The organism is Methanocalculus sp. MC3 (assembly GCF_054767395.1).
In genome coordinates this window covers 510,934-532,565 of the sequence record NZ_BAABMP010000002.1, presented here as the reverse complement: position 1 = coordinate 532,565, position 21,632 = coordinate 510,934, and the positions used below count along the sequence as shown (strand labels likewise).

At 52.1% G+C, this 21,632-nt stretch carries 27 protein-coding genes; 20 read left to right on the top strand and 7 right to left on the bottom strand.

All coding sequences use genetic code 11. The features are described from left to right. The 9 genes from ACYUBO_RS06390 to ACYUBO_RS06350 are packed head-to-tail and all read left to right on the top strand — an operon-like array spanning position 1 to position 7,455. The gene (locus ACYUBO_RS06390; RefSeq protein ID WP_460373168.1) at positions 1 to 828 is read left to right on the top strand and encodes a TatD family hydrolase; all 828 of its coding nucleotides are present in this window, start codon (positions 1 to 3) and stop codon (positions 826 to 828) included. 15 nt (positions 829 to 843) lie between these two features. Continuing rightward, positions 844 to 1,161: a DUF424 domain-containing protein gene (locus ACYUBO_RS06385; protein ID WP_460373167.1), complete on the top strand. Its 318-nt coding sequence runs from the start codon at positions 844 to 846 to the stop codon at positions 1,159 to 1,161. 6 nt (positions 1,162 to 1,167) lie between these two features. After that, a complete protein-coding gene (locus tag ACYUBO_RS06380) occupies positions 1,168 to 2,208 on the top strand; it encodes a 60S ribosomal export protein NMD3 (RefSeq protein ID WP_460373166.1) in 1,041 nt (346 codons plus the stop codon). Further along, positions 2,208 to 3,083, top strand: coding sequence for a class I SAM-dependent methyltransferase (locus ACYUBO_RS06375; protein ID WP_460373165.1), 876 nt, complete (start codon positions 2,208 to 2,210; stop codon positions 3,081 to 3,083). Before ACYUBO_RS06380 ends, ACYUBO_RS06375 begins: the two co-directional genes overlap by 1 nt. After that, positions 3,080 to 4,204 (top strand): bifunctional phosphopantothenoylcysteine decarboxylase/phosphopantothenate--cysteine ligase CoaBC, encoded by a 1,125-nt coding sequence (gene coaBC, locus ACYUBO_RS06370; protein WP_460373164.1) that lies wholly within the window; start codon positions 3,080 to 3,082, stop codon positions 4,202 to 4,204. Before ACYUBO_RS06375 ends, coaBC begins: the two co-directional genes overlap by 4 nt. After that, entirely contained in the window at positions 4,189 to 5,034 is an 846-nt protein-coding gene (locus tag ACYUBO_RS06365) for a GHMP family kinase ATP-binding protein (protein WP_460373163.1), read from the top strand. The genes coaBC and ACYUBO_RS06365 overlap by 16 nt, the downstream gene beginning before the upstream one ends. After that, a complete protein-coding gene (locus ACYUBO_RS06360) occupies positions 5,031 to 5,750 on the top strand; it encodes a phosphopantothenate/pantothenate synthetase (RefSeq protein ID WP_460373162.1) in 720 nt (239 codons plus the stop codon). Before ACYUBO_RS06365 ends, ACYUBO_RS06360 begins: the two co-directional genes overlap by 4 nt. Beyond that, the gene (locus ACYUBO_RS06355; protein WP_460373161.1) at positions 5,750 to 6,742 is read left to right on the top strand and encodes a DNA polymerase III delta subunit-related protein; all 993 of its coding nucleotides are present in this window, start codon (positions 5,750 to 5,752) and stop codon (positions 6,740 to 6,742) included. The genes ACYUBO_RS06360 and ACYUBO_RS06355 overlap by 1 nt, the downstream gene beginning before the upstream one ends. Next, the gene (locus ACYUBO_RS06350; RefSeq protein ID WP_460373160.1) at positions 6,739 to 7,455 is read left to right on the top strand and encodes a class I SAM-dependent methyltransferase; all 717 of its coding nucleotides are present in this window, start codon (positions 6,739 to 6,741) and stop codon (positions 7,453 to 7,455) included. Before ACYUBO_RS06355 ends, ACYUBO_RS06350 begins: the two co-directional genes overlap by 4 nt. A 375-nt stretch (positions 7,456 to 7,830) precedes the next feature. Here ACYUBO_RS06350 and ACYUBO_RS06345 read toward each other — a convergent pair whose 3' ends face one another. Then, a complete protein-coding gene (locus ACYUBO_RS06345; protein WP_460373159.1) occupies positions 7,831 to 9,147 on the bottom strand; it encodes an AIR synthase-related protein in 1,317 nt (438 codons plus the stop codon). 143 nt (positions 9,148 to 9,290) lie between these two features. On the opposite strand from ACYUBO_RS06345, the gene thiD reads away from it, so the two are divergent. The 5 genes from thiD (at position 9,291) to ACYUBO_RS06320 (ending at position 11,915) form a co-directional block, all read left to right on the top strand. After that, complete coding sequence (gene thiD / locus ACYUBO_RS06340) at positions 9,291 to 10,118, top strand: bifunctional hydroxymethylpyrimidine kinase/phosphomethylpyrimidine kinase (protein WP_460373158.1); 828 nt, start codon at positions 9,291 to 9,293, stop codon at positions 10,116 to 10,118. Positions 10,119 to 10,141: 23 nt separating this feature from the next. Continuing rightward, positions 10,142 to 10,582 carry an Lrp/AsnC family transcriptional regulator gene (locus tag ACYUBO_RS06335; protein WP_300331035.1) on the top strand — a complete coding sequence of 147 codons (441 nt, stop codon included), beginning with the start codon at positions 10,142 to 10,144 and terminating at the stop codon, positions 10,580 to 10,582. Positions 10,583 to 10,605: 23 nt separating this feature from the next. Next, positions 10,606 to 10,881 (top strand): hypothetical protein, encoded by a 276-nt coding sequence (locus ACYUBO_RS06330; protein WP_460373157.1) that lies wholly within the window; start codon positions 10,606 to 10,608, stop codon positions 10,879 to 10,881. Positions 10,882 to 10,938: 57 nt separating this feature from the next. Beyond that, entirely contained in the window at positions 10,939 to 11,367 is a 429-nt protein-coding gene (locus ACYUBO_RS06325; RefSeq protein ID WP_460373156.1) for a hypothetical protein, read from the top strand. A 176-nt stretch (positions 11,368 to 11,543) separates the two neighbouring features. Then, positions 11,544 to 11,915 (top strand): type IV pilin domain-containing protein, encoded by a 372-nt coding sequence (locus ACYUBO_RS06320; protein WP_460373155.1) that lies wholly within the window; start codon positions 11,544 to 11,546, stop codon positions 11,913 to 11,915. Positions 11,916 to 11,931: 16 nt separating this feature from the next. On the opposite strand, the gene ACYUBO_RS06315 is transcribed toward ACYUBO_RS06320, so the two are convergent. Beyond that, positions 11,932 to 12,048 carry a DUF447 family spectrin-like domain-containing protein gene (locus ACYUBO_RS06315; RefSeq protein ID WP_460373154.1) on the bottom strand — a complete coding sequence of 39 codons (117 nt, stop codon included), beginning with the start codon at positions 12,046 to 12,048 and terminating at the stop codon, positions 11,932 to 11,934. Here ACYUBO_RS06315 and ACYUBO_RS06310 point away from each other — a divergent pair. Further along, entirely contained in the window at positions 12,047 to 12,265 is a 219-nt protein-coding gene (locus tag ACYUBO_RS06310; RefSeq protein ID WP_460373153.1) for a hypothetical protein, read from the top strand. The genes ACYUBO_RS06315 and ACYUBO_RS06310 overlap by 2 nt on opposite strands. Positions 12,266 to 12,387: 122 nt before the next feature. Continuing rightward, positions 12,388 to 14,010: an IS1634 family transposase gene (locus ACYUBO_RS06305; protein ID WP_460372697.1), complete on the top strand. Its 1,623-nt coding sequence runs from the start codon at positions 12,388 to 12,390 to the stop codon at positions 14,008 to 14,010. Positions 14,011 to 14,361: 351 nt separating this feature from the next. Here the strand turns inward: ACYUBO_RS06305 and ACYUBO_RS06300 are convergent, their stop codons facing one another. The 5 genes from ACYUBO_RS06300 to ACYUBO_RS06280 form a co-directional block, all read right to left on the bottom strand. After that, on the bottom strand, positions 14,362 to 14,550 hold the full coding sequence (locus ACYUBO_RS06300; RefSeq protein ID WP_460373152.1) for a type II toxin-antitoxin system HicA family toxin: 189 nt from the start codon (positions 14,548 to 14,550) through the stop codon (positions 14,362 to 14,364). Between the two features lie 28 nt (positions 14,551 to 14,578). Beyond that, positions 14,579 to 14,812, bottom strand: coding sequence for a type II toxin-antitoxin system HicB family antitoxin (locus tag ACYUBO_RS06295; protein WP_460373151.1), 234 nt, complete (start codon positions 14,810 to 14,812; stop codon positions 14,579 to 14,581). Between the two features lie 83 nt (positions 14,813 to 14,895). Continuing rightward, positions 14,896 to 15,534, bottom strand: coding sequence for a DUF447 domain-containing protein (locus tag ACYUBO_RS06290; RefSeq protein ID WP_460373150.1), 639 nt, complete (start codon positions 15,532 to 15,534; stop codon positions 14,896 to 14,898). After that, the gene (locus tag ACYUBO_RS06285; protein WP_460373149.1) at positions 15,522 to 16,343 is read right to left on the bottom strand and encodes a triphosphoribosyl-dephospho-CoA synthase; all 822 of its coding nucleotides are present in this window, start codon (positions 16,341 to 16,343) and stop codon (positions 15,522 to 15,524) included. Before ACYUBO_RS06285 ends, ACYUBO_RS06290 begins: the two co-directional genes overlap by 13 nt. Beyond that, positions 16,315 to 17,448, bottom strand: coding sequence for a methanogenesis marker 9 domain-containing protein (locus tag ACYUBO_RS06280; protein WP_460373148.1), 1,134 nt, complete (start codon positions 17,446 to 17,448; stop codon positions 16,315 to 16,317). Before ACYUBO_RS06280 ends, ACYUBO_RS06285 begins: the two co-directional genes overlap by 29 nt. Before the next feature lie 103 nt (positions 17,449 to 17,551). Here ACYUBO_RS06280 and cfbA point away from each other — a divergent pair, with 103 nt between their 5' ends. Genes cfbA through cfbB form a run of 4 tightly spaced genes read left to right on the top strand, consistent with a single transcriptional unit; the run spans position 17,552 to position 21,614 of the window. Further along, positions 17,552 to 17,956 carry a sirohydrochlorin nickelochelatase gene (cfbA, locus tag ACYUBO_RS06275; protein WP_460373147.1) on the top strand — a complete coding sequence of 135 codons (405 nt, stop codon included), beginning with the start codon at positions 17,552 to 17,554 and terminating at the stop codon, positions 17,954 to 17,956. Further along, complete coding sequence (cfbE, locus tag ACYUBO_RS06270; RefSeq protein WP_460373146.1) at positions 17,934 to 19,160, top strand: coenzyme F430 synthase; 1,227 nt, start codon at positions 17,934 to 17,936, stop codon at positions 19,158 to 19,160. The genes cfbA and cfbE overlap by 23 nt, the downstream gene beginning before the upstream one ends. A gap of 7 nt (positions 19,161 to 19,167) precedes the next feature. Continuing rightward, positions 19,168 to 20,244, top strand: a complete 1,077-nt coding sequence (gene cfbD / locus ACYUBO_RS06265) for a Ni-sirohydrochlorin a,c-diamide reductive cyclase catalytic subunit (RefSeq protein ID WP_460373145.1) — start codon at positions 19,168 to 19,170, stop codon at positions 20,242 to 20,244. Beyond that, positions 20,229 to 21,614 (top strand): Ni-sirohydrochlorin a,c-diamide synthase, encoded by a 1,386-nt coding sequence (gene cfbB, locus ACYUBO_RS06260; RefSeq protein ID WP_460373144.1) that lies wholly within the window; start codon positions 20,229 to 20,231, stop codon positions 21,612 to 21,614. Before cfbD ends, cfbB begins: the two co-directional genes overlap by 16 nt. Positions 21,615 to 21,632 lie beyond the last annotated feature (18 nt).

Below are 21,632 nucleotides of genomic sequence, written 5' to 3'. Positions count from 1 at the left end.
ATGCAGAAACCGCGCTTTCCAATAACAGACGACCATATCCATATCGATCCGGTTCGGGGGATTGGCATGAAGGCGGTCAGAGAGTTTGCCCGATCCGGTGGAACCCATATCTTTCTGGTGACAAAACCCTCATGGTCATATGGAATCATACCCTCTATCCCGGAAGATTTCCGGGTGGTCTTTGAGAAGACGATAGACCTTGCTGCCGAATGTTGCCGGGAGGGAGTGGTGGCATTTCCGGTTCTTGGGGTTCATCCGGCTGAGATATCGCGCATGAACGAGCGAATGACCCTTTCTGAAGCCGAATCCCTGATGATCGGAGCACTTGAACTGGCTGCCCGGTTTGTGAAGGAAGGATCAGCCATTGCCCTGAAGAGTGGCCGCCCTCATTATGAGGTGGAATCAGCTGTATGGGTTGCCTCAAACCGGGTATTGAATGCCTCACTTGAATTTGCCGCAGAATGCGGATGTGCGATACAGCTTCATGCCGAGAGCGGCCCATGCGATGATGTTGTGGAGATGGCTGGGAGAGCCGGTGTCCCTCTCAAACGGGTAGTGAAACACTTTGCTACTCCCGATACGAAACTTCATCCTTCATTTATCGCAAACGATGATTGTATCGCCGCTGCTGCGTCCGATAGCAGGTCATTCACGATGGAGAGCGATTATATGGATGAACGTGACCGGCCCGGATCGGTGCTCGGCCCCCGGTCTGTTCCAAGGTTCACGCTCCGGCATCTTGAGGCAGGCAGTTTCACAGAAGAAGATATCTGGCGTATTCATTCTCTGGTGCCAGAAGAGGTTTATGGTGTTCAGATCTCCATCTGATCGAAACGATCCTTTTTGCACCATGACACCGAATACTATGCAATGTACCTGAAGATCCATAAGGAGCCGGGTGGAGGAACGGTTGTTGCCGTCTGCGATCGGGAACTTCTGGGAAGAACGCTCACTGAAGGCAATATAGAGTTCACCATCTCCGAGTATTTTTATGGAGATGTTCCCGCCTCCGAGGAGGAGGTACGGTATGCTCTTGCACATGCAAGTAATGCGAATATCATCGGGACGAGAGTCGTTGAGATTGCAATCTCACTTGGCTGTATCGAACCTTCATCATGCCTGGTGATCGATTCTGTCCCGCATGCCCAGTTTGTACAATAAGAGATCATGAGTATCAAAGACACTATCTGCCCCCGTTGCGGGAAATCCTCTGAAGAAGGACTCTGTGGCCCATGCAGGCTGCATGAGATCGAATGGGTAACCGTCTCCCCCCGTGTTGAAACAATCCTCTGCCCCACCTGCGGATCCAGAAAAGTGGGCAGTAGCTGGGCTGATTTGGAGAGTGATAAGGAAAGCCTTGCCCGCTCTCTTGTCATTGATGGCATTGTGTTCCACCCCGATGTATCTGATCATGCAATGGAGATGTCAATCCGTGAGATCAGTTCGAATCGGTCGAAAGCCTTCCTGAAGATATCCGGGAAATGTTATGGTATCCCGGTTCAGGGTGAATATCAGGTGCTGGTTGTCCTTGGCAGGGAGCAGTGTGACCGATGCTGCCGGATCTCCGGCAGCTACTATGAGGGCATCATCCAGGTGAGAGGTGAGGGCAGGCGTCTGACCGAATGGGAGAGCAGGCGAGCCGCAGAGATCGCCTGGCAGGCAGAAGATGCAGCCCAGCAGGGAGGTGATCGCCTCTCGTTTGTATCATCCATCGACTCCTCAAAGGATGGAATAGATGTGATCGTCTCCTCTCTTGGGATCGGGCAGTCGATTGTGAATGATATCTCCTCCTATTTTGGTGCACGTTCGACATCGCATCCGAAACTTGTCGGGGAGAAAGAAGGAAAACGTCTCTATCGTGTGACCTGGTCCATCAGGCTTCCCCGAATCGTCCGTGGAGATGTCGTTTCGATGAAGAATGACTACTTCCTTGTCTCGGGATCAGATGGCACGACACTCAGGACCAAACACCTGCTCAGCCAGCAGCCAAGAAGTTTCCGTGACGAGGAGGCCGTACAGCTCATTGGGAATATCAGGGATGCCGAGGAAGCGATGGTGACATACCATGAAGGTGATACCATCGGTATCCTCGATCCAAAGACGCATCTACCTCTTGAGATCCCATCTCCAAAGGGCTGCCATACGCAGGCAGGGGGAGCCGTCACCATCCTCCGCGATGGTGAGATGCTGGTTGTGGTTGGGTACTGATGCGTGCACGGATACTCTCTCCCGGGGATCTCCCCTCACTCTCCGGACTCTCCTGGGTTGACCCAAAAAAGCGGCCGTACAGGGACGGGGATCTTGTCTATGCCCCTGTCCTGGAAGGTGAGGCATATGATACTGTTATCCCGGATAGAAAGAGGAGGGGGCGGGGATACCAGCGGCTTGGCGATACGATCGTCTTCCATGGAAAACGGCCTTCAGCTGATGATATCGCCGATCTCAGATCCCGTGAAGATCCTTCATGTATTCTCTTTATTCCAGCGCATGCAGGATCACTCAGAATCCCCTCATACGAAGTGATTGCAGGCACTCCCCATGAGGTGCTTCATCGCGAATCCGGGATTGCATACCGCCTTGATCCAACAAAAGTGATGTTCTCACAGGGGAACCGGGGGGAGAAGGAAAGGATACGATCTCTGATATCATCCTCCGGGAGAGAAGAGCGGATTGCAGATATGTTCACTGGAATCGGGTATTTCACTCTCCCGGCGGCTGCTGGCGGCGGGTGTGTCCATGCGATGGAGATTAACCCGGATTCCTATGGATACCTCCTGAAAAATATCCGGGAGAATGATCTTATGCACCGGATTACTGCTGATTGCGGTGACTGCCGGGATCTCCTCTCCGGCAGGTATGATCGGGTGATCATGGGGCATTTTGATGCAGCAGGGTATCTGGAAACCGTGCTTCCACATGTCGGAAATGGCAGTGTCATCCATCTCCACACACTGAAGCCCGATGAAACGATGATTCGAAATGTTCTATCCGAATCCGGATTCGGTGCCGACATAACTGTGCATAGAATAAAGAAATATGCCCCCAAAATATGGCATAGCGTAATGGATCTGGTGATTGGATGAGGCGGACACTGGAAGGGAAACTGATTGTACTTGCTGTCACCGGAAGCATTGCCGCAGTTGACTGTGTCCGGCTTGCTCATGAACTGCGAAGGAAAGGGGGTGATGTGCAGGCGGTTATGTCGGAAGCTGCTGCCGGAATCATCAGTCCTGAAGCCCTCACCTATGCAACCGGACGGGATACGATCAGAACAATCACCGGGCATGTCGAGCATGTGATCTATTGTGGAGATGAAAGACAGGCCGATCTCCTCCTGATCGCCCCATGCACGGCAAATACGATCGGAAAGATCGCCTGTGGAATCGATGATACGCCTGTAACCACCTTTGCAACCACTGCTCTTGGAAGCGGTCAGCCGATTGTACTCTCTCCCGCGATGCACCATTCGATGTACCGCCACCCCGCGGTATGTAAGAATCTTGAGATCCTGAAAGGATATGGTATAGAAGTTATTCCTCCACGGATCGAAGAGGGGAAGGCAAAGATCGCTAACATCGACGAGATTGTTCTCCGCTCCGAGCGGGCGGTGCTTGGCAGGCCCCTTGCCGGAAAGAAAGTGCTGATCACAAGCGGTGCCTGCCGCGAGCCGCTTGATGATGTCCGTGTCCTGACCACCCGTTCTACCGGGTTGATGGGCCGTGAAATTGCCCTTGAAGCATTCAGGCTTGGCGCGGATGTCACCGTCATTCACTCAGGTATCTTTCCGGCTGTCCGGAATGTGACCGTGGAAACAGCTGGTGAGATGATGGCGGCGGTAAGGGCAGAAATTGACCTTGGGATTGATATCTACATCAGTGCGGCTGCGATCTCGGATTATGCACCTGATCGGATCGCAGGCAAGATCCCATCCGGTATAGATCAGGAGATCGCACTCCATCCTCTTCCCAAAATAATCGATCTCGCGCTATCAAATCCGGCTATCACGACAATCGGGTTTAAGCTGGGTGATGATGCCGCGGCTGAAGGACGCGAGCTTCTGAGGCGCGGGGCGTCACTGGTTGTTGCCAACCCCCCCTCGGTGATGGGCTCTACCACGGGATCATTTCTGATCATGGGAGATGGTCCTGATGTTTCTGTTTCAACAAAAGAGGAGGTTGCCTTCGAGCTATGCCGGCGTCTGTGAAAGCCTTCTCACCGGGCCATATATCCGGCTACTTCTCAAGGATTATGGGAGAGACGCCTGAAGATACCGGAAGCATCGGCGCCGGACTTGTCCTCAGCCAAGGAGTGACAGCTACCGTGGAGCGGTCAAAAGAGACGGAGGTTCTCGTTGTTGCAGATGGGGTGGAGACGATCGGATCCCCCCCGATTGAGGAAGCACTGGAGAGGATTGGGGTGCGTGCTCTGGTAAGGACAGAGTCCCTCCTTCCGATAGGCTCTGGCTTTGGACTCTCTGCCGCCTCCCTTCTGGCAACAATTATTGCAGCAGATGAACTTTTCTCTCTCTCAATGGGAATGCCGGAAATTGCCCGCCTTGCGCATGAGATTGAAGTTATGCATGGAAACGGACTTGGTGATGTGGCAGCAGAGCTTGGCGGAGGACTCGTCTGCCGTACAGCACCCGGTATAGGGGGAGTTGCACACAGACTTCCTGTTCATGACGAGCAGATTGCCATAATCAGCCTCTCCCCAATCTCCACACAGCAGGTGCTCTCTTCTCCAGAATCCATGAAACGGGTTGCCTTGGCATATCCCGGCAGATGTCCGGCCGATATCAATGATTTTTTCAGCCTCTCCCGGCAGTTTGCCGAAGCGTCCGGTCTGATCACCGATCCGATCCGATCTATCCTCTCTGCCTGTGATGATGCGAATCTTCCTGCATCCATGACGATGCTGGGTGAGGGTGTCTTTGCTTTTGGGGAGGAATCAGAGGCAGTTCTTTCGCAGTTTGGAAAAGTGTATGTCACCTCCGTTGCAGATGAAGGACCAATAATTTGTGAGGTGAAACAATGATACCCAGCGATCATCCCCGATACCGTTCACTCATGGTCCGTGAATCTCTTGCTGCGGCTGCCCGGAGCGGTCTTGTCTCGCTTGAGGGTCTTGCGGCACATGGACGGGGTGAGGCATTTGACTACCTGATTGGTGAGCAGACGACTGCAAGTGCAGCTGAAGCAGAGCGTCTCGCCGCCCGGCTGATCCTCTCTGCAGTTCGTCCCGTCTTTTCGGTGAACGGGAACTGCGCCGCCCTCGCAGCAGAGGAGATAGCAGTGTTTCAGAAGAGGACAGGAGTGGCAGTTGAAGTGAATCTCTTTCACCGGACTGAGGAGAGGATGCAGCAGGTTGCAGATCACCTTGCCGCTCATGGTGTGGAGGTGCTGATGGGTGAATGCGAGCGGCTCGTCCCGCTTGCTCATGATCGCGGCCTCTGCCTGCCTGAGGGTATAGGATCTGCCGATCTCATTCTGGTTGCGCTTGAGGATGGAGACCGGTGCGAGGCGCTCCGGAAGATGGGAAGGGTCGTCAGTGCAATCGACCTAAATCCGCTCTCACGAACCGCCCGGCTTGCCACACTTCCGATTATCGATGAACTGACCCGTGCACTCCCTGCGATAACAGAAGCCTGTGGAACTGAGATGGCTGGAGATCTACATACATTAGCGGCTTCGATCGATAACCAGAAATTCCTTGCAGATGCATTGAGAGAGATGAGAGAGAGGTTGGCCTGATGCTCTGGATAGAGAAGTATCGGCCGGATGGACTCGATGAGATCCTTGGAGAGGAGCATATAAAACGGCAGCTAAAATATTTTGCCGATTCCGGTTCGTTTCCGCATCTTCTTCTCTCCGGTCCCCGCGGGTCCGGAAAGACTACTGCGCTTGATTCCTTTCTTGAGCTCATTTATCAGGATCACGTTTCGGAAAATGTAACGGTGATCCCATCCGGAACACTCTTCTCACAGGGCCGTGCCTATCTTGAAGCAAATCCGAAATTCACTCCTCTATACCAGAAAAGCCAGAGTGTTCTCTCCAATTTTAAATATATCGTCCGGTGGCATGCCTCCCTCAAGCCACTCAACCGTGAATTCCGGGTGATCGTCTTTGATTGTGCAGATGCACTATCCCATGATGCCCAGAACGGCCTGCGCCGGACAATGGAGCGGTTCAGCGCCACCTGCCGTTTTATCTTTGTAACAACACAACCCTCAGCACTCATCAGTCCGATTCGCTCCCGTACCCTTCCCCTTTCTTTCCTACCGATTGAAAGCAGTCTCATTGAAGCTCGTCTGCGTGAGATCCTTGATTGTGAAGGAAGAACGGGTGAGATCCCTGATGAAGATATAGCATTACTCGCGATTGCAGTGCGGGGAGATCTCAGGAAGGCGATCATGCATCTTCAGGTGGCAGTGGAGCTTGGCACTCCCATTCGTCCGGAGGAGATAGATGATACCGAGATCTCAAGGTTTGGGGATGTGATTCTGGATGCAATCAGGCGGGGAGATCAATTGGCAGCTGTAAAGAGTGCAGAAAGCCTGATGATAGAATATGGTCTTTCGGGACGGGAATGTATCATGACGCTCCGGAATTCATTGAAAGTCTGTTGTAATGATCCAAATGCAACGCTTCTCCTTGCAGAGGCTGATGCGATGCTTGGGCAGTCCGGGAATGAATATCTCCAGGTAAATGCCTTTCTGGCGCGTTTGGAGGAGTTGAAGATATGAGCAGGGCAAAAGTACAGGCACATTATGATGAGGTTGCCGGGGTCTATGATCAGCGGTACGATCTCAGGCAGGGACGGCTGTACCACCAGCATCTGAGCGGACTTGTTCTTGATCGACTCAAAAGTCGGGGATTCCTTCTGGATCTTGGATGTGGAACAGGGATCTTTATCGAACACTATAACAAAACCGGGGAGGAGGCTATCGGGCTTGACATCTCTCCCGGCATGGTCAGGATGGGGCGTCTCCGGTGCCCTGATTCTGAATTCCTTGTCGGAACAGCTGATGTTCTCCCATTTGAGGATGAGACATTTGACAGCATTGCAAGCCTTCTTGCCTTCACCTATCTGAATGATCCAGAAGCAATGCTGCGTGAATCATATCGCATTCTGAAACCCGGCGGGCAGATAGCAGTCTGTACGCTCTCCTGGAATACGCTCACCTGCATGGTGCCTTTCTTCTACCGGCTCGGCGAGCGTCTTGGATTCAATAAGATTGGAGTAGGTGATTTTGGGGAGCATTACTATACCGGAAAAGAGATGGAGGATATGTTCTCTCAGGCTGGTTTTGTTGATGTTCAATCCGGCCGCTGCTCATTCGCACACTATACCCTCTCCCCCAGGCTTTTTTCCTTTGCTCAGAGGTTTGAGCCATTCATCGAGGCGCATATACCCTATCTTGCATTCAATGTCTGTGTAAGTGGAAAGAAGGAGTAAGAAAGAGGCAATTTGCTGATTCGTGTGGGTTTTAAATAGGGTACGAGTCAACATCTGTGTATCAGGTGTTTGAACTATCTATAGGATCTGTTCACTGAGGCATTGTTCCCCCACCGCCCCGGCCCCGTCCTCACATGCTTCGCAGGAAGGTTGTACTGGGCTACCGCAGAGATGCAACGCGGGAGGGGCGGGAATGTATAGGGGGGCTGCCAGAGCAGATAAACACCCGATTCTGAAGAATCGCCTTTCAGGTAGCTCTCTCGAGCAAGGGTGTATCATCTCTGTCATCCTGTTCCCTCGCGAGCCCGCCCCCCGATACCCGCGCCGCACCTGCTTTAAATACCCCTAAATGATAGCGAGGAGGCGTAAGAGAGACTATTGCAGTCTCTTCAGCATCCGCTGCTTCTTCTCCAATGCCGCATCTGCTGCACGGTCAACTTTCCTTTTCATCTCCTCGAAATCCCCGCTTTGCTTCTCAACGACCTTCTTCAGCGGGGTATAGGCAGCCTCACGGAACTGCGGGGAAAAGTCAGTCTCAACTCCGCCGGAGAGGAGGATCGATTCTGCTGGTCCTTCTTCTGCCCGGCCAATGATTGCAACGGCAACTCCTGTTTTTCTGATTACAGAGATGACGCGTTCTGCTGCCTCCAGAGGAACCACGACAAGGAGCGAGTCGATGGATACGCCAAGATAGTCAATTCCAAGCTTATCGAGGAGAGCGAGAACACGCGGGTTGATAAGCGTCCGAATATTTTCTTCTTCGATGACGATCCGGCAGCCAGCGGTCTCTGCCATCTCATAGGTGTCACCCCTGAGCCCCCCATTGGTGACATCGGTCATCGCGTGGATCTCTGTGAAGATTGGATCCCGGACGAGTGCATCGCATGCCCTGAGGAAATTGAGGTTGATCGTCTCTTCCACATATTCCGCATTGCCGGAATAGATTGCAGCGGTGGCAATGGTGCCGCCGCCGGATCCTTCCGTCATCAGGAAGAGATCGCCAGGCATGATCTTTCTTCTGGCGGTGATATGCTCTGCAACGCCGACGACACCGACACATCCTGTCATCCGGTCGCCGATCACCATATCGCCCCCGATACGGAGGGTTGATCCGGCGATGAGCGGAACACCCAGTGCTTCTGAGACGGTGGTGATACCGGCTGTGTAGTCGAAGATCTTTGCAACATCGCCATCATCTGCCACATGAATATCCGAGATGAGGCCGACAGGTGTTGCTCCCATCACATAGACATCACGGAGGGTTGCCCGTGTGGCATGAAAGCCAGCAAGGAATGGATAGTCCGAGAGGCGGGAATGCATGCCGTCTACGGTGGCGATGATATACTGTCCCCCTGCCTGAACCACTCCGCCATCATCCATCTCTGAGACGCCGACCGATGCACCTGTATCCCCGATGATTTGAGCGATCTTTCGGTGCGCATAGAAGTCACCTGTTCCACGGGATCCAACGCCAAACTCACCCATGGAGACGCCAGCCTTCTCATAGGTGAAGAGATCTCCTTTCAGCCCCTCAGTGAGCCTTACTTCCTCGATTGCGGCAGCGGCAAATGCATTGGCATATTCCGGGGTGAGATCTTTTATCTCAAGGATCCGGTCGCGGAGTCGGATGCGCAGGTCATCATCGGGGCATCCTTCAGCCAGATGCCTGCGCACATATCCCTCTATATCCATATACGATTCTGTTGATCGGGAGGGGCAATAAAGGCGTGATCCAAGTGCATCTGAGATGCTGTAATGATACTGTTCTGGCGAACCGGAGCGCACGCACCTGAATCGCAACTCTCATGATGTGGGAGGGTGAGAGTTCTACTGATATGACTGCTCCACTCCCCCCCACTGCCTGTACGATCGCCGGCTCGGATCCGAGCGGGGGCGCCGGGCTTCAGATCGATCTGAAGACCTTTGCCGCATATGGGGTCTATGGTCTCTCTGTCGTAACCGCAGTCACCGCCCAGAATACCCGGAAAGTTGCAGGGGCATGGGTGCAGTCGGCCGATTCGGTTGCTGCGCAGATTACCACCCTCTGTGAGGAGTTTACAGTATCTGCCTGGAAGACCGGGATGCTTGGGAATACTGCTGTCATAGAGGCTGTCATTGACTCACTCCCGACGGGCGCCCCCCTTGTCCTCGATCCGGTGATCGTCTCGACAAGCGGCCATCGGCTTATCACCGAAGATGCTCTTCTGCTCTTGAGAGACGGGCTGATCCCGCGGGCAACAGTCGTCACTCCAAACATCCCTGAGGCGGAGATTCTAAGCGGTATTGCGCCGATTCGCTCCCTCGAGGATATGCGGGAGGCTGGCTTGGTCTTCCTTTCATATGGCGCTGATGCGGTTGTCCTGAAGGGCGGGCATCTGGGAAGCGGAGATGCTTCGGTAGATCTATTTATGACCCGGAATGGAGAAGAGGCGTTCTCTGCCCCGCGATATCCCTATGAAGTTCATGGTTCGGGATGCTGTTTTGCTTCTGTAATTGCCGCAGAGCTCAGCCTGGGACGGGATCTTCGTGGGGGAGTGGCAGGTGCCAAACGCTTCATCGACGGTGCAATCCGGGAGGCAATCCAACTTCCTTCAGGGGGGGCGGTGCCGGATCCCTTCTGGGAGTGGCCGGCTTCCAAAAGACAAACCGATTCTTTAATCTGATCCAATTAACCATCATCACTATAATGGATGCAACCGATCATGCCATCCTTGACGCGCTGATGGGGGATGCCAAAATACCGCTGGCGGACCTTGGGAAGCGGCTCTCCATTGCCCCCTCGACGGTATTTAAGCGGATCGAGCGGATGAAGCAGGAAGGCGTGATCGAGCGGTTTACGATTGCGGTCAATCCCGAGTTCTTCCCCCGCCGGCTGGTATCCTTCCTCTCGATCAAGGTTGATCCCGATTCCGCAGGAGATCTCATTACCTATCTCGCAGGGAAACAGATTGTGCGGGAGGTCTTTGAGGTGCTTGAGCCAAACGACTACCTGATAAAAGCGGTGACATCAGATATTTCGGAGCTTAAAAACGATCTCATTCAGCCGCTCCAGGCACATCCCGGGGTTCGAGAGGTAAATACCATTCTGGCAGTGAAGAAGATCAAGGAGCAGACATATGTTGGTTAAGGCGTTCTGTTTGGGTGATTGGCATGGCTTTTGAATTACTTCATGGATTACTTGCGATCATCACCCTCCTGATGGGTGCGGCATTGAATGTGCTTGTGTACCTCAGCTATAAGCGTGTGAAGGATAGAACGCTCCTCCTCTTTAACCTGGGTTTGTTCCTGCTCGTGATTGGCATCGTCTTCTCGGATATTGTGGCGATTGTGCAGGGAGAGACGGCCATCTCGTACGGGTCGATTGTGATCGCCCGTCTCTTCCAGATTGCAGGAATCGGGTGCATGATCACCGGTGTTGTCAGATAGGAATGGGGATAGAGATAGAGATAAGGAGCCGTTGGAGCCGGGATAGAGGTTTTTGGGATGGGTTTTGGATCTTCGTTTGCACGTGACTGGACGATCAGCAAGACCTCCAGGTTCTTTGGAAAGAACCGGATCGCCGATCCCCTCCTTGCCCGTCTTGCCGAAGATCCATCCCCTGATATCCGCGAGGCGGTCACCCGGCATACCTACTTGCTCGGGCAGAAGCATGGCGAGGGGTTCCGTGAGCGGGTGCAGCCAGAGGATATCCTGACGATTGTCGAGAGCTTCTTGATCACGATCGGAGTTCCCTATGAGCGGAAGGGCAATACCCAGATTACTATCCGGACTGATTTCATGATTCCGGCCGATCACCCCTTATGTACCCCTCTGATTGCCGGCGCCTACCTGCGGGGGCTCCTTGCCGGGCTCCTCCCGGACTGGGTCTCTGAGGAGATTGATGGTGAGATCCGGTACTGGGCGAGGAAATAAATAATCATTCATGGGCCTCTAAGGAAATAATATTTCTTCCTCCCGTAGCCGAATGGTTTTTCTTTCTCTTTGCACCTGGTGACACAGTATTTATATAGTTCATCTCCCATTGACTCATCATACACACCGGAAATCCAAAATGGCTCTCCGGTGATGTGAGGTGAATGATTATGTCTATGAAGAGAAATGACGATGCGGTATCACCGGTTATCGGTGTTATCCTGATGGTCGCCATCACGGTGATCCTTGCTGCAGTCATTGCAGCGTTTGTCTTCGGGCTCGTGGGCGGCGTCCAGGGTGCGAAGATTGTTGGTGTGACGGTTGTGCAAACTAACACATCACATGCTGATATCACTTGGCAGGGTGGTGCTGATCTAAAGAATATTGCTTATTGGAATGTAACTAGCCCTGGAGATGATACATATAATGGTGAAGAACCAAAAGTAGGTGAAATTGATACTATTGAATTAGCATCAGGGGAACGAGTTGTTATTACGGGTACATTTTTGGATGGCACATCTCAAGTCATCTTCGATAAGCAGTTCTAACCCAACACCCCCTTTTCTATTTTAAGAACCCCTCAACCATCCCCGCCGCTTCCTTCTCCCGCTCGCCCCCGCATTTCCGTGCAAGCGCCAGGTGATGCCGGATCAGCCATTCCAGCTCGGGATCGTGGTTCATGACATACCGGGTTGCGTGCACTGCCGCCTCGATGATCGCTTTTGAAGCCCCGGTTCACCGGATGGATGGAGCGAGCCAGCACCTCTTCCCGAAGTGGTGTGAGGAGGATGCTGTATGCCTCGCTGCTCTCGCCGATCACTTCTGCCCTGGAGGCAACCCAGGCCTCGGCTGTGGCGAGGCGGTGATAGTTTTGATAAGTAGGAGAGACGTCCCTTGAGTTTCGATGTTAAAGCCTGAATGGTTGGAATAACCGGTCTTCGGCAGTAAAAATCAAACTATCAAACATTTGCGTACATAGTTTTATATGATAGTACATGTTTAATATTCAATTGTTCCACTATGGCTCTTGTAGATGGCTCGAATGTCACCATATCCCATCTTGGGCTCGTTGCCGGTGTGTATGACTCGCTTGGGATTGGCGATCTCATTGACGAACTCATACCCAAGAAACGGCATCATATCGTCTCCCATGGCACCGCTGTCAAAGCACTTCTCCTCAACTCTCTCGGCTTTGTGGAGCGGCGGCTCTATATCATGCCGGATTACTTCGATGATATTGCAACAGAACGGCTCCTTGGTCCAGGAATCCATCCGGATCATCTCAATGAATCCCTCTTTGGTGAGACGCTGGATGCAATTGCACGGTTTAATCCTACCCACCTTTTCACTGCAATCAGCCTCACCATGATGAAAAAACTCACCTCTGAGCCACCCAAACCTCAGGATTCTCCCCGACTTCATCATGATACAAGCTCGTTTAAGGTAACGGGAGAATATGACAGCGATTTTGGGACACGGCTGATTCAGATTGTCCGTGGCCACTCCAAAGATCACCGAAACGATCTCAACCAATTCGTCATAACCCTGGTCACCAACCAGCATGGCATTCCCGTCTTCATGGAACCCCTCTCCGGGAATGCCTCGGATAAGAAATCCCTTCTCAGGTCAATTCAGGCTGTCCGGAATAATCTGGTGACCGATCAACGAATCTACCATATCGCAGATTCAGCGTTTTATACGAAATTAAACCTCCAAACCCTGGGAACACAGTGTTACTGGATCTCTCATGTCCCAAACACGATCAAGGAGGCAAAAACACTCATTCACCAGGAAGACGTTCCCTGGCAACCCTGTACCGATGAGCGGTATCACTTGTATGAACTCACTTCTGAGTATGCCGGGATCCCCCAGAAATGGGTGCTGTACCATTCCCGTGACCAGCAGACCAAATCTGAAAAGACATTTGCATCACGAATCAAAAAACAATGGAAAAAAGATTTAACCGCTCTGAAAATGACATTTCAGCATGAATATGCGTGTGAACCAGATGCACGTGCAGAACTTGATCGATGGATGAGAAGACACCCTCGCTACGTTCCAGTAAACATTCAGGTGACGAAGAAGAACCATCGTGCGAATGGGAAAAAGGGTCGGCCAAAGAATGGAGAGGAACTGAAGGAGGTCTTCCTCATCTCTTGTAAGCTGATGTTGAATGATGAAGAGATACGGCGGGAGAAAGAGCGGCTTGGGCGGTTCATTCTCGCCACAAACGATTGTGATTTGGATCCTGACACACTTCTTGACTGGTATAAGGAGCAGGGTGCCGTTGAACGCGGATTCCGGTTTTTGAAGGATAACAGTTTCCATATCTCTGAGATCTTTCTGAAAAACCCGAATAGAATAGCCGCAGTCTCAATGCTGATGGTCCTTAGTCTGATGGTATACACGGTGACCCAGTGGCAGATCCGGGAGATCCTCAGGGAGCAGAAGAAGACAATCCGTGATGTCAAGAAACAGACGGCGAAACCAACAACGAAACGGATCTATCATCTGTTCAGGCGGGTTCGGCAGATCGAAGAAGTGACTGATACAGGGGTTGAGTGCCGTATTCTCAATTATACAGACGAATTACAGGATATAACGCGGCTGTTCGGGCAGGGAGTGGAAAAATATTATGCGTGAAAATTTAGCTGCCGAATGTCGGGAATAAGATGCCGCTTAGCAAATGAGCCAACACATCTTATCAATGATAGACACTGTTAAGATGTCATGAAAGAGAAATAATTGCTTTTTATTGAGATATTAATCGTCATATTGGCTTTTATTTTGTGATGTGTATCTTACCATTGATAAGATGATTATAACACTCTTCTCAGTTGATACATCGTCCTCGAACCAGATCCTTCAACAGTGAGAAAGCCGTCTTCTCCTGACCACTTTTTGAGGAGGCGTGAAACCTTTCCTGATCAGAAGGGGTATTGTCAAATGCTTGGCCATAACCTTCTCATCTCCCATCTTGAACTCAAAGAGGCTTTACGGCAGCTCTTCTATCTCATCGCGTTTAATCCCAGCCTGTTTCAGAATCTCTATCAGAGTGCCGACTGGAAGTTCGCGTTTATGAAAAGGAATAATGACTCTGCGTTTTGTTTCAGGGTGGAAAAAGATGTGATGGCTTCCCTTGACTCGATCCAGCAAAAACCCTCTCTTCTGGATAATTTTCATTACCTTTTGCGGGGTGAGAGCCGGTAGCTTAGGCATATGCATCTATTGTTACGGTATATTCGAGGAGCCCACCATCTGTTGGAACCTCCTCTCCCTTCTCCAGAAGATGCTCAATATAGAGTTCTATTGCTTCTTTTGCCATCTCTATTGCCTCATCTATCGTTTCGCCAAAGGTAATACAGCCTGGCAGGGTTGGAACAGTGACCGTGAAACCGCCTTCGGGTTCTTTACGGAGCATAATACGGTAATTCCTGAATGTCATGACTTTTCTCCCGGTCATAATGCGAATAGATCGGAACCTATCCTCTTCATAGATCGCTCTATAGACTATACATACTCTCTCTTCTAGATAGATTCTTCCACAACGAACTCCCTGATCAACCCCTCAACCATCCCCGCCGCTTCCTTCTCCCGCTCACCGCCGCATTTCCTCGCAAGCGTCAGGTGATGCCGGATCAGCCATTCCAGTTTTGGATCGTGGTTCATGATATACCGGGTGGTGTGCACCGCCGCCTCGATGATCGCGTTGAAGCCCCGGTTCACCGGATAGATGGAGCGGACGATCACCTCTTCCTGAAGTGGTGTGAGGAGGATGCTGTATGCCTCGCCGCTCTCGCCGATCACCTCTGCCCTGAAGGCAACCCATGCCTCGGCTGTGGCGAGGCGGTGCATCGGAGTGCCGTCGATCTCTTCGGTTGCGAAGGCAGCTTCAGGGAGATCACCGAATGCAGACTCGACATAGATCACCGGATCATGGATCAGGTTTGCGACAAACCAGCCGTCCCTGATGATATTTTCAGCAGTATGGCTCCCTTTAAAAAGGGCGAGGGTGTAGCGCCTGCCCCTGAGGATGACGCCCATTGGTGCGGCATTCATGTGGGTGGTGCCGATCACCTCGTTGATGCCCTCCTGAAGAACGCTATCTTGGATAATGATCTCCTTTCGGGTGGTTTCATCCGGGGAATTATTGTTTATCTGTCCCATTGCCATCCCTCGGTGAGTGCGAGATAGATCCCGGCGATGGTGATGTCCGCAAGCGATCCTGGATTGATACCGCGGCGGATACACTCCTCATCCATTGAGGTAACCGTCCGCCGCCCCGCCTGAACCTCCTGTGCCATCGCCATCGCCTCCTCAGCAATTGTTGCATTGAACTTCTTGGCGATGAAGGTATCCATCTCCTCTGCCATCAGGCGGATGAAAAGAGGACTGATCGCCTGTGCACCGCCGCCTGTATCATGGAGCCGGTCTGCAAATCTTCTGGTCAGAGTGTAGCCTTCCACCCATTCACGGCAGATCATGTCTTTTGGTGCAGAATATGCCATCACATCAAGGAGGGTCATTCCGTCTTTTTTGATCTGCTCAATCGACTCGGGATCATTTACATCCAGCCCGTCAGACTCGATCACCCGGACTTGTGTCTCTGCAAATGCACGATAGAAGAGGACAGCATCGTCAACCGTCGTCTCCTTGATCAGCCGGAGAGCGCCCGGAATATCTCCTCCGGCGATAAGCGGCAGAAGAAGAATAAATGCTCCAAAATGGGTGTTGCCGCCTGAATGGCAATTGGTCCTGACGACTGCATCATAGATCCCCTCACCGATATCGAGTTTTCCCCCCTCGACTGCATCAAGTGTGTGGCGGCAGGCGATCACAGATGCAAGAAAATGTTCGAGCCGGGTATCTTCATAATCATGGCAGCGGTCGACATTCCCCGGCTTTGGATATGCCGTCACCTCAAGCATCATTGCGAGCTGTGCAAGCTCAGCACGGGATGTCGGCGGGCACTTCATGGAAGATCTCCTCCATTATCTTCTCGGCAAGTCTCCGTTTATACTTCATATAGTCTGTCTTCTGGATATTCAGATTCTTAAGTGTCATGTCGCGGAACATACAGGGGGTTGAGGTTTTACAGCACCAGGCAAGGCTCCCAAAACAGGTGTGTGCCCCCTCCTGAAGAGGCGTATTCAAAACAGATTGTTGTTTTAAGTGGACATACGATTCCCGTCCCATGTCGATTCCTTTCAGAACCGGGAGCAGGGGGCACTCCTTCACCGGCATACAGCAGAATGCAAGAGCCCTGAGATCACCTCCCCGGCAGAGCTGCTTTGGTGCGTTATACCATCCGGTTTCATCGGCATATCGTCGGATCGCAGCATCCAGCCCTTTCAGGGTATGGAGATCGGCTTTCCGCGCAACAGAGACGAGATCCGCACCATGGGAGAACTGCTCCATCACCCGGTCATATGAGTGCATTGAGTTATTTGCAATTATCTGAAGGGGGCAGGAGTTTCTGATCTGGCGGATCTTCTGGTACCCTTCGTCCATCAAGTCAATATGAATGATATCAGCACCGGCTTTCCAGAGTGTTTTTGCCAGTGCCCGCTCGTCAGTGTGTCCGGTACGAAGCTTCACCGAGACGCAGATATCAAATTTTTTTAAGGCTTTTACAATCGAACAGAGATCATGGTGGTGGGTGAGCAGATGCTCGCCTGCACCTGCCTTGATCATCGGCAACTGGCGGCAGTGTGCATCTATTTCATAAACTGCGATATCCCCAAGCTCATCAGCGAGTACTTCAAACGATGCAACCGAGGACCCCCGGAGATTGATGCCGGGCACAATGTCTGATCCCTTCAGCTTCAAGACTTCTGCCCGGATCCCTTCAATAGGATCTGGGAAGAAGAACTCGGCTCTCCCGGCTTCGGCAAGATCATGGCTTGCGAGCACCGTCTCTTCATCGATGGAGAAACCCCCAAGGAACGCAGCACCGATATGCCCACCCCGCTCAAGTGCATAAGCAGCATCCACCATTCCGGCCATGGATGCCAGTGCAATGGGTGTCCTGACGATCTGCTGGTTCATCAGCAGCTCAAACCGTTCGTATGCCTCCATCATAGATTCACTATAATTAGAAATGATAAGGGATAGTAGTTTGGATCTCCCTCTCTCAAACCGAATCGATAATACTTTTTACCTATAATTGTACAACTCTAGTATAATGGCTAAGAAAGGCTTACTACTGGTTGGACATGGGAGCAAACTCCCGCACAACAAGGAACTTGTCGAGAGCACCGCCGCTCTCATCGCCGCGAAGAATAATGGCTATATCGTCAAGGCAGGGTTTATGAGCATGAATGAACCCTCTGTAGAGGAGTCAATACAGTCGTTCTCACAGGAGGATATCGATCTTCTCGTTGTTGTTCCGCTCTTCCTCGCAAAGGGTGTTCATATCCTCAAGGATATCCCGGGTATCCTTGGTCTTGAAGAAGGAAAGAAGAGGGGAGTTGTGAAGCTGAACGGGAAAGATCTCCCACTCGTGTATGCCGATCCGATCGGCGGTGACCCGCTCCTTGCCGAACTGATGCTGAAGAATGCGGAGAATGCCATCCGCGATCACCTCTGATCGATCTATGCGCCTGCTCGCGCTCGATACTATTCATGGCGGAGGAGTGATCGCCTCCGCCCTCCGCGAGCAGGGATATTCCGTCGATTCTGTGGATGTATACCGGGGCAGTGAAGGCATCACTCCGGAAAAAGTAATGGCAACAACATATTCCTGCTGTATTGCCCCGGTTCATCTTGATCCTGCGTACCCCCTGCTCCATGCAGGGATGCCGTTGATCACCCACCACCAGGCAGCAGGAATGCTGATCGGATCTGATCTGCCAGATCCTCTGATCGAGATCACCGGAGCTGTCGGAAAGACGACAACAGCCTATGCACTTGCCCACCTGATGTCTGGCGCCGGTATCCTGCATACCTCAAGAGGAACCCTTCGCTATCCCGAACAAGAGATGCTTGGCCGAACGAGTATCACTCCAGCCAGTCTTATCTCCCCTGCCGGATTGGCTCATTCCATTCATGGCTGGCTGATAGGTGAGTGTTCTCTTGGTGTTCCGGGGAGAGGAGATCTTGGGATACTTACCTCGGCAGATGATTACAAAATCGCTGGTGGGCAGAAATCAGCCCTTGCTGCAAAATGCGAATCATTAAAGACGTGCATGCGGGTCCTTCTTCCCGATGGCATATCATTGGATCACCATCCGGATCAGCATACTGTTGGAGAGATCGTCTCATATGATGGCTCTTCGATTCAGTATGAGTATAACGGGATCAGCGGATCATTTGATCATCCGCTCCTCTCACTGAAGGGATACCGCATACCACTAATGACGGCCGCTGCTGCAGCCTGCCTTCTTGGAATTAATCCCTCGCCTCTCTCCTCTTTTGAAGCTCTTCCCGGCAGAATGCAGACCGGGAGAGAGAATGGATGCCTGATCGTTGATGCCTCAAACAGTGGGACGACGGCAGACACAACCATTGAGGCAGCAGCCTATGCACGCCGGATACAGCCGGACGCCCCGCTCCATCTTATCATAGGGCAGGATCAGCATGCGGTCTGTGAAAATTTTGCAGAATCCGATATCAAACGAGCGATAAAGGATATCAATCCCGATATACTAACGCTTGTAGTCATGAATCCCGATGCCGGGATTGTATCCTGCCATTCCGATGCCACTGTCGCCTCTTCACTTGAAGAAGCACGACGTCATGCACCCCGCACGCCGGGAACAATCCTTCTTCTGGCAGTAAAAACATGGAGATAAAACCACTATGCAGTACATTCAGCCACGCCCAAGTTCCATTGTAGCCGCCCTGTATACCGCCCGTGATCTCGGAGTCGATGTCGCGATACTCCATGGTCCGTCAGGGTGTTCGTTCAAACATGCCCGCCTTCTTGAAGAGGACGGGCTCCGGGTGATCACCACATCCCTTGCAGATAACGAGTTTATCTTCGGGGGGCAGCAGCTCCTTGAGGATGTTCTCAGATATGCCGAGAAGACATTCTCGCCTGGGAGAATCGCGGTTATCGGGACCTGTGTCTCGATGATCATCGGGGAGGATATGCAGGCTGCAATTGACTCCTCGGGTATTACCACTCCGGCAATCTCAGTAGATATCCATGCAGGTTTTTCCGAGAATATCGACGGGGTAATCGCCGCCCTTGAACCGGCTGCAAGGGTGGGCTGGATCAGCGAAGATGAACTGGCACGGCAGCGCCATCTTCTCGCAAAGGCAAATGAAGTTGAGCGGCTTCGTGGTGCGGCATCCCGGAAGTACATAGAGCCTGAGCGTGGGGATCTGAAACATATCGCCGCACAGGCTCTCCTGGATTGTGCATGCGGTGGGAAGAAAGGGATGGCAATCATGAATGCCAAGAAGGAGACGGCATACATGTTTATGGATGAACTCTGTGCGCTCCATGAAGCGGCACCGGATGCGGATATCATCTATTATGCAAATCTCGAAGATCGCGGTCTTCCGAAAGTCAGGGGCGATGCAGAGCGGATCCGTACTGAAGCAGAGAAACGAGGTCTCCCGCTCTCGATACTCGGCTCTCTTGATGAATATGGAGCTCTTGGAGATGATCTGGGTCGCCTGATCCGGGAGAAGAAGCCTGACTTTCTCTTTATCGTGGGTGTTCCCCATGCAGTCCCGGCAGAATATACTGAAGGAATCACCGTCTTCTCGATTACAAACGGCCCCCGGCAGGTAGCACCACTCCGCGAACTCGGCCATCAGCATGTACTGGTGGAGATTGATCTCCATCCAAAGACCCTGGGTGTCCGTTCAATTGTGGAGAGTGAATTTGGAGCGGTGCTCAGGAGCATGAAATGCGTACCCTCCTGATCTCTGGTGACCGCTCGGGTTGCGGAAAGACGAGTATCACGCTTGCAATCTCCGCAATCCTCGCGAAAAGAATGCCAGTTCAGACCTACAAGGTGGGGATGGATTACATCGATCCATCATACCTGACCGGTGTCACCGGACGGCCATGCAGAAATCTCGATAGCTATGTCCTTGATGCAGAGGGTCTCCGGGGTATCTACTCGCATGCCGCAGCAGGTGCTGATATCGGCGTCATTGAAGGTGTGCGGGGGCTCTATGAAGGATCTGAAGTCCTTGGAGATACCGGGAGCACTGCATCGATTGCAAAGACGCTTGGTGTCAATACAATCCTTGTCATCAATGCAAAGAGTATTACCCGGAGTGCCGCTGCGATTGTCAGGGGATTTCAGAGCTTTGATCCGGATGTGCGGATCAAAGGTGTGATCTTAAACAATGTGTCGGGGGGAAGACACCTTGAGAAGGCCAAAGGTGCAATCGAGCACTTCTGCGGAATACCTGTCATCGGGGCAGTCCCGAATATGCCGGAGATGGAGCTTGCAATGCGGCACCTCGGCCTCGTTCCCTTTCGGGAAGGGAGTGAGGACAGCGCATTTCAGGATCGAATCCTGACAATTACCCGTGTTATCGAGGAGTTTATCGATATTGATGCCCTCCTGAAGATTGCAGAGGAACCTCTCCACCCCGGAACCCCTCATCCGGCATTTCATCCACACAATGAAATGGATCTTACGATTGGCATCGCCTATGATGAGGCCTTCACCTTTTATTATGCGGATCTCTTTGATCTCCTCCGCGCACGCGGAGCAGACCTCGTCTTCTTCTCTCCGATACATGATCGCCTCCCCAGTGCTGATGGCTACATAATCGGCGGCGGCTATCCGGAACTCTATACTGAAGCACTGGAAGAAAATACCGGAATGCGGAATGCAATAGCGGGTGCTTCGGAGAATGGCATCCCGTTCTATGCGGAATGCGGCGGTCTGATGTACCTCACCAGATCGATCACCAAAAAGGCAGGATGGCAGGAGCAGGAAACGTCATCCACTCATGAGATGTGTGGTATTTTTCCGGGAATAACCCTGATTCCTTCAGGACGGGTGCTTGGATACGTTGAAGGAGAATCGCTTGCCGGTCCCCTTGGAAGAGCGGTATTTCGGGGTCATGAGTTCCATTATAGTGAGATCCTGATGGACTCCGATCAACAGTATGCATTCAGGCTTTCACGCGGGAAGGGGATCACTTCTGGAAATGACGGAATTCTTGTGAATAATTCGGTTGGCAGCTATGCCCATCTCCACCCTGTTGCAAGTGCTGATATGATTGGGACATTTCTTGAGTGTTGCTGCGGATCAGGTACGAAGCAAAACTAATACATTGATCCTCTTTCC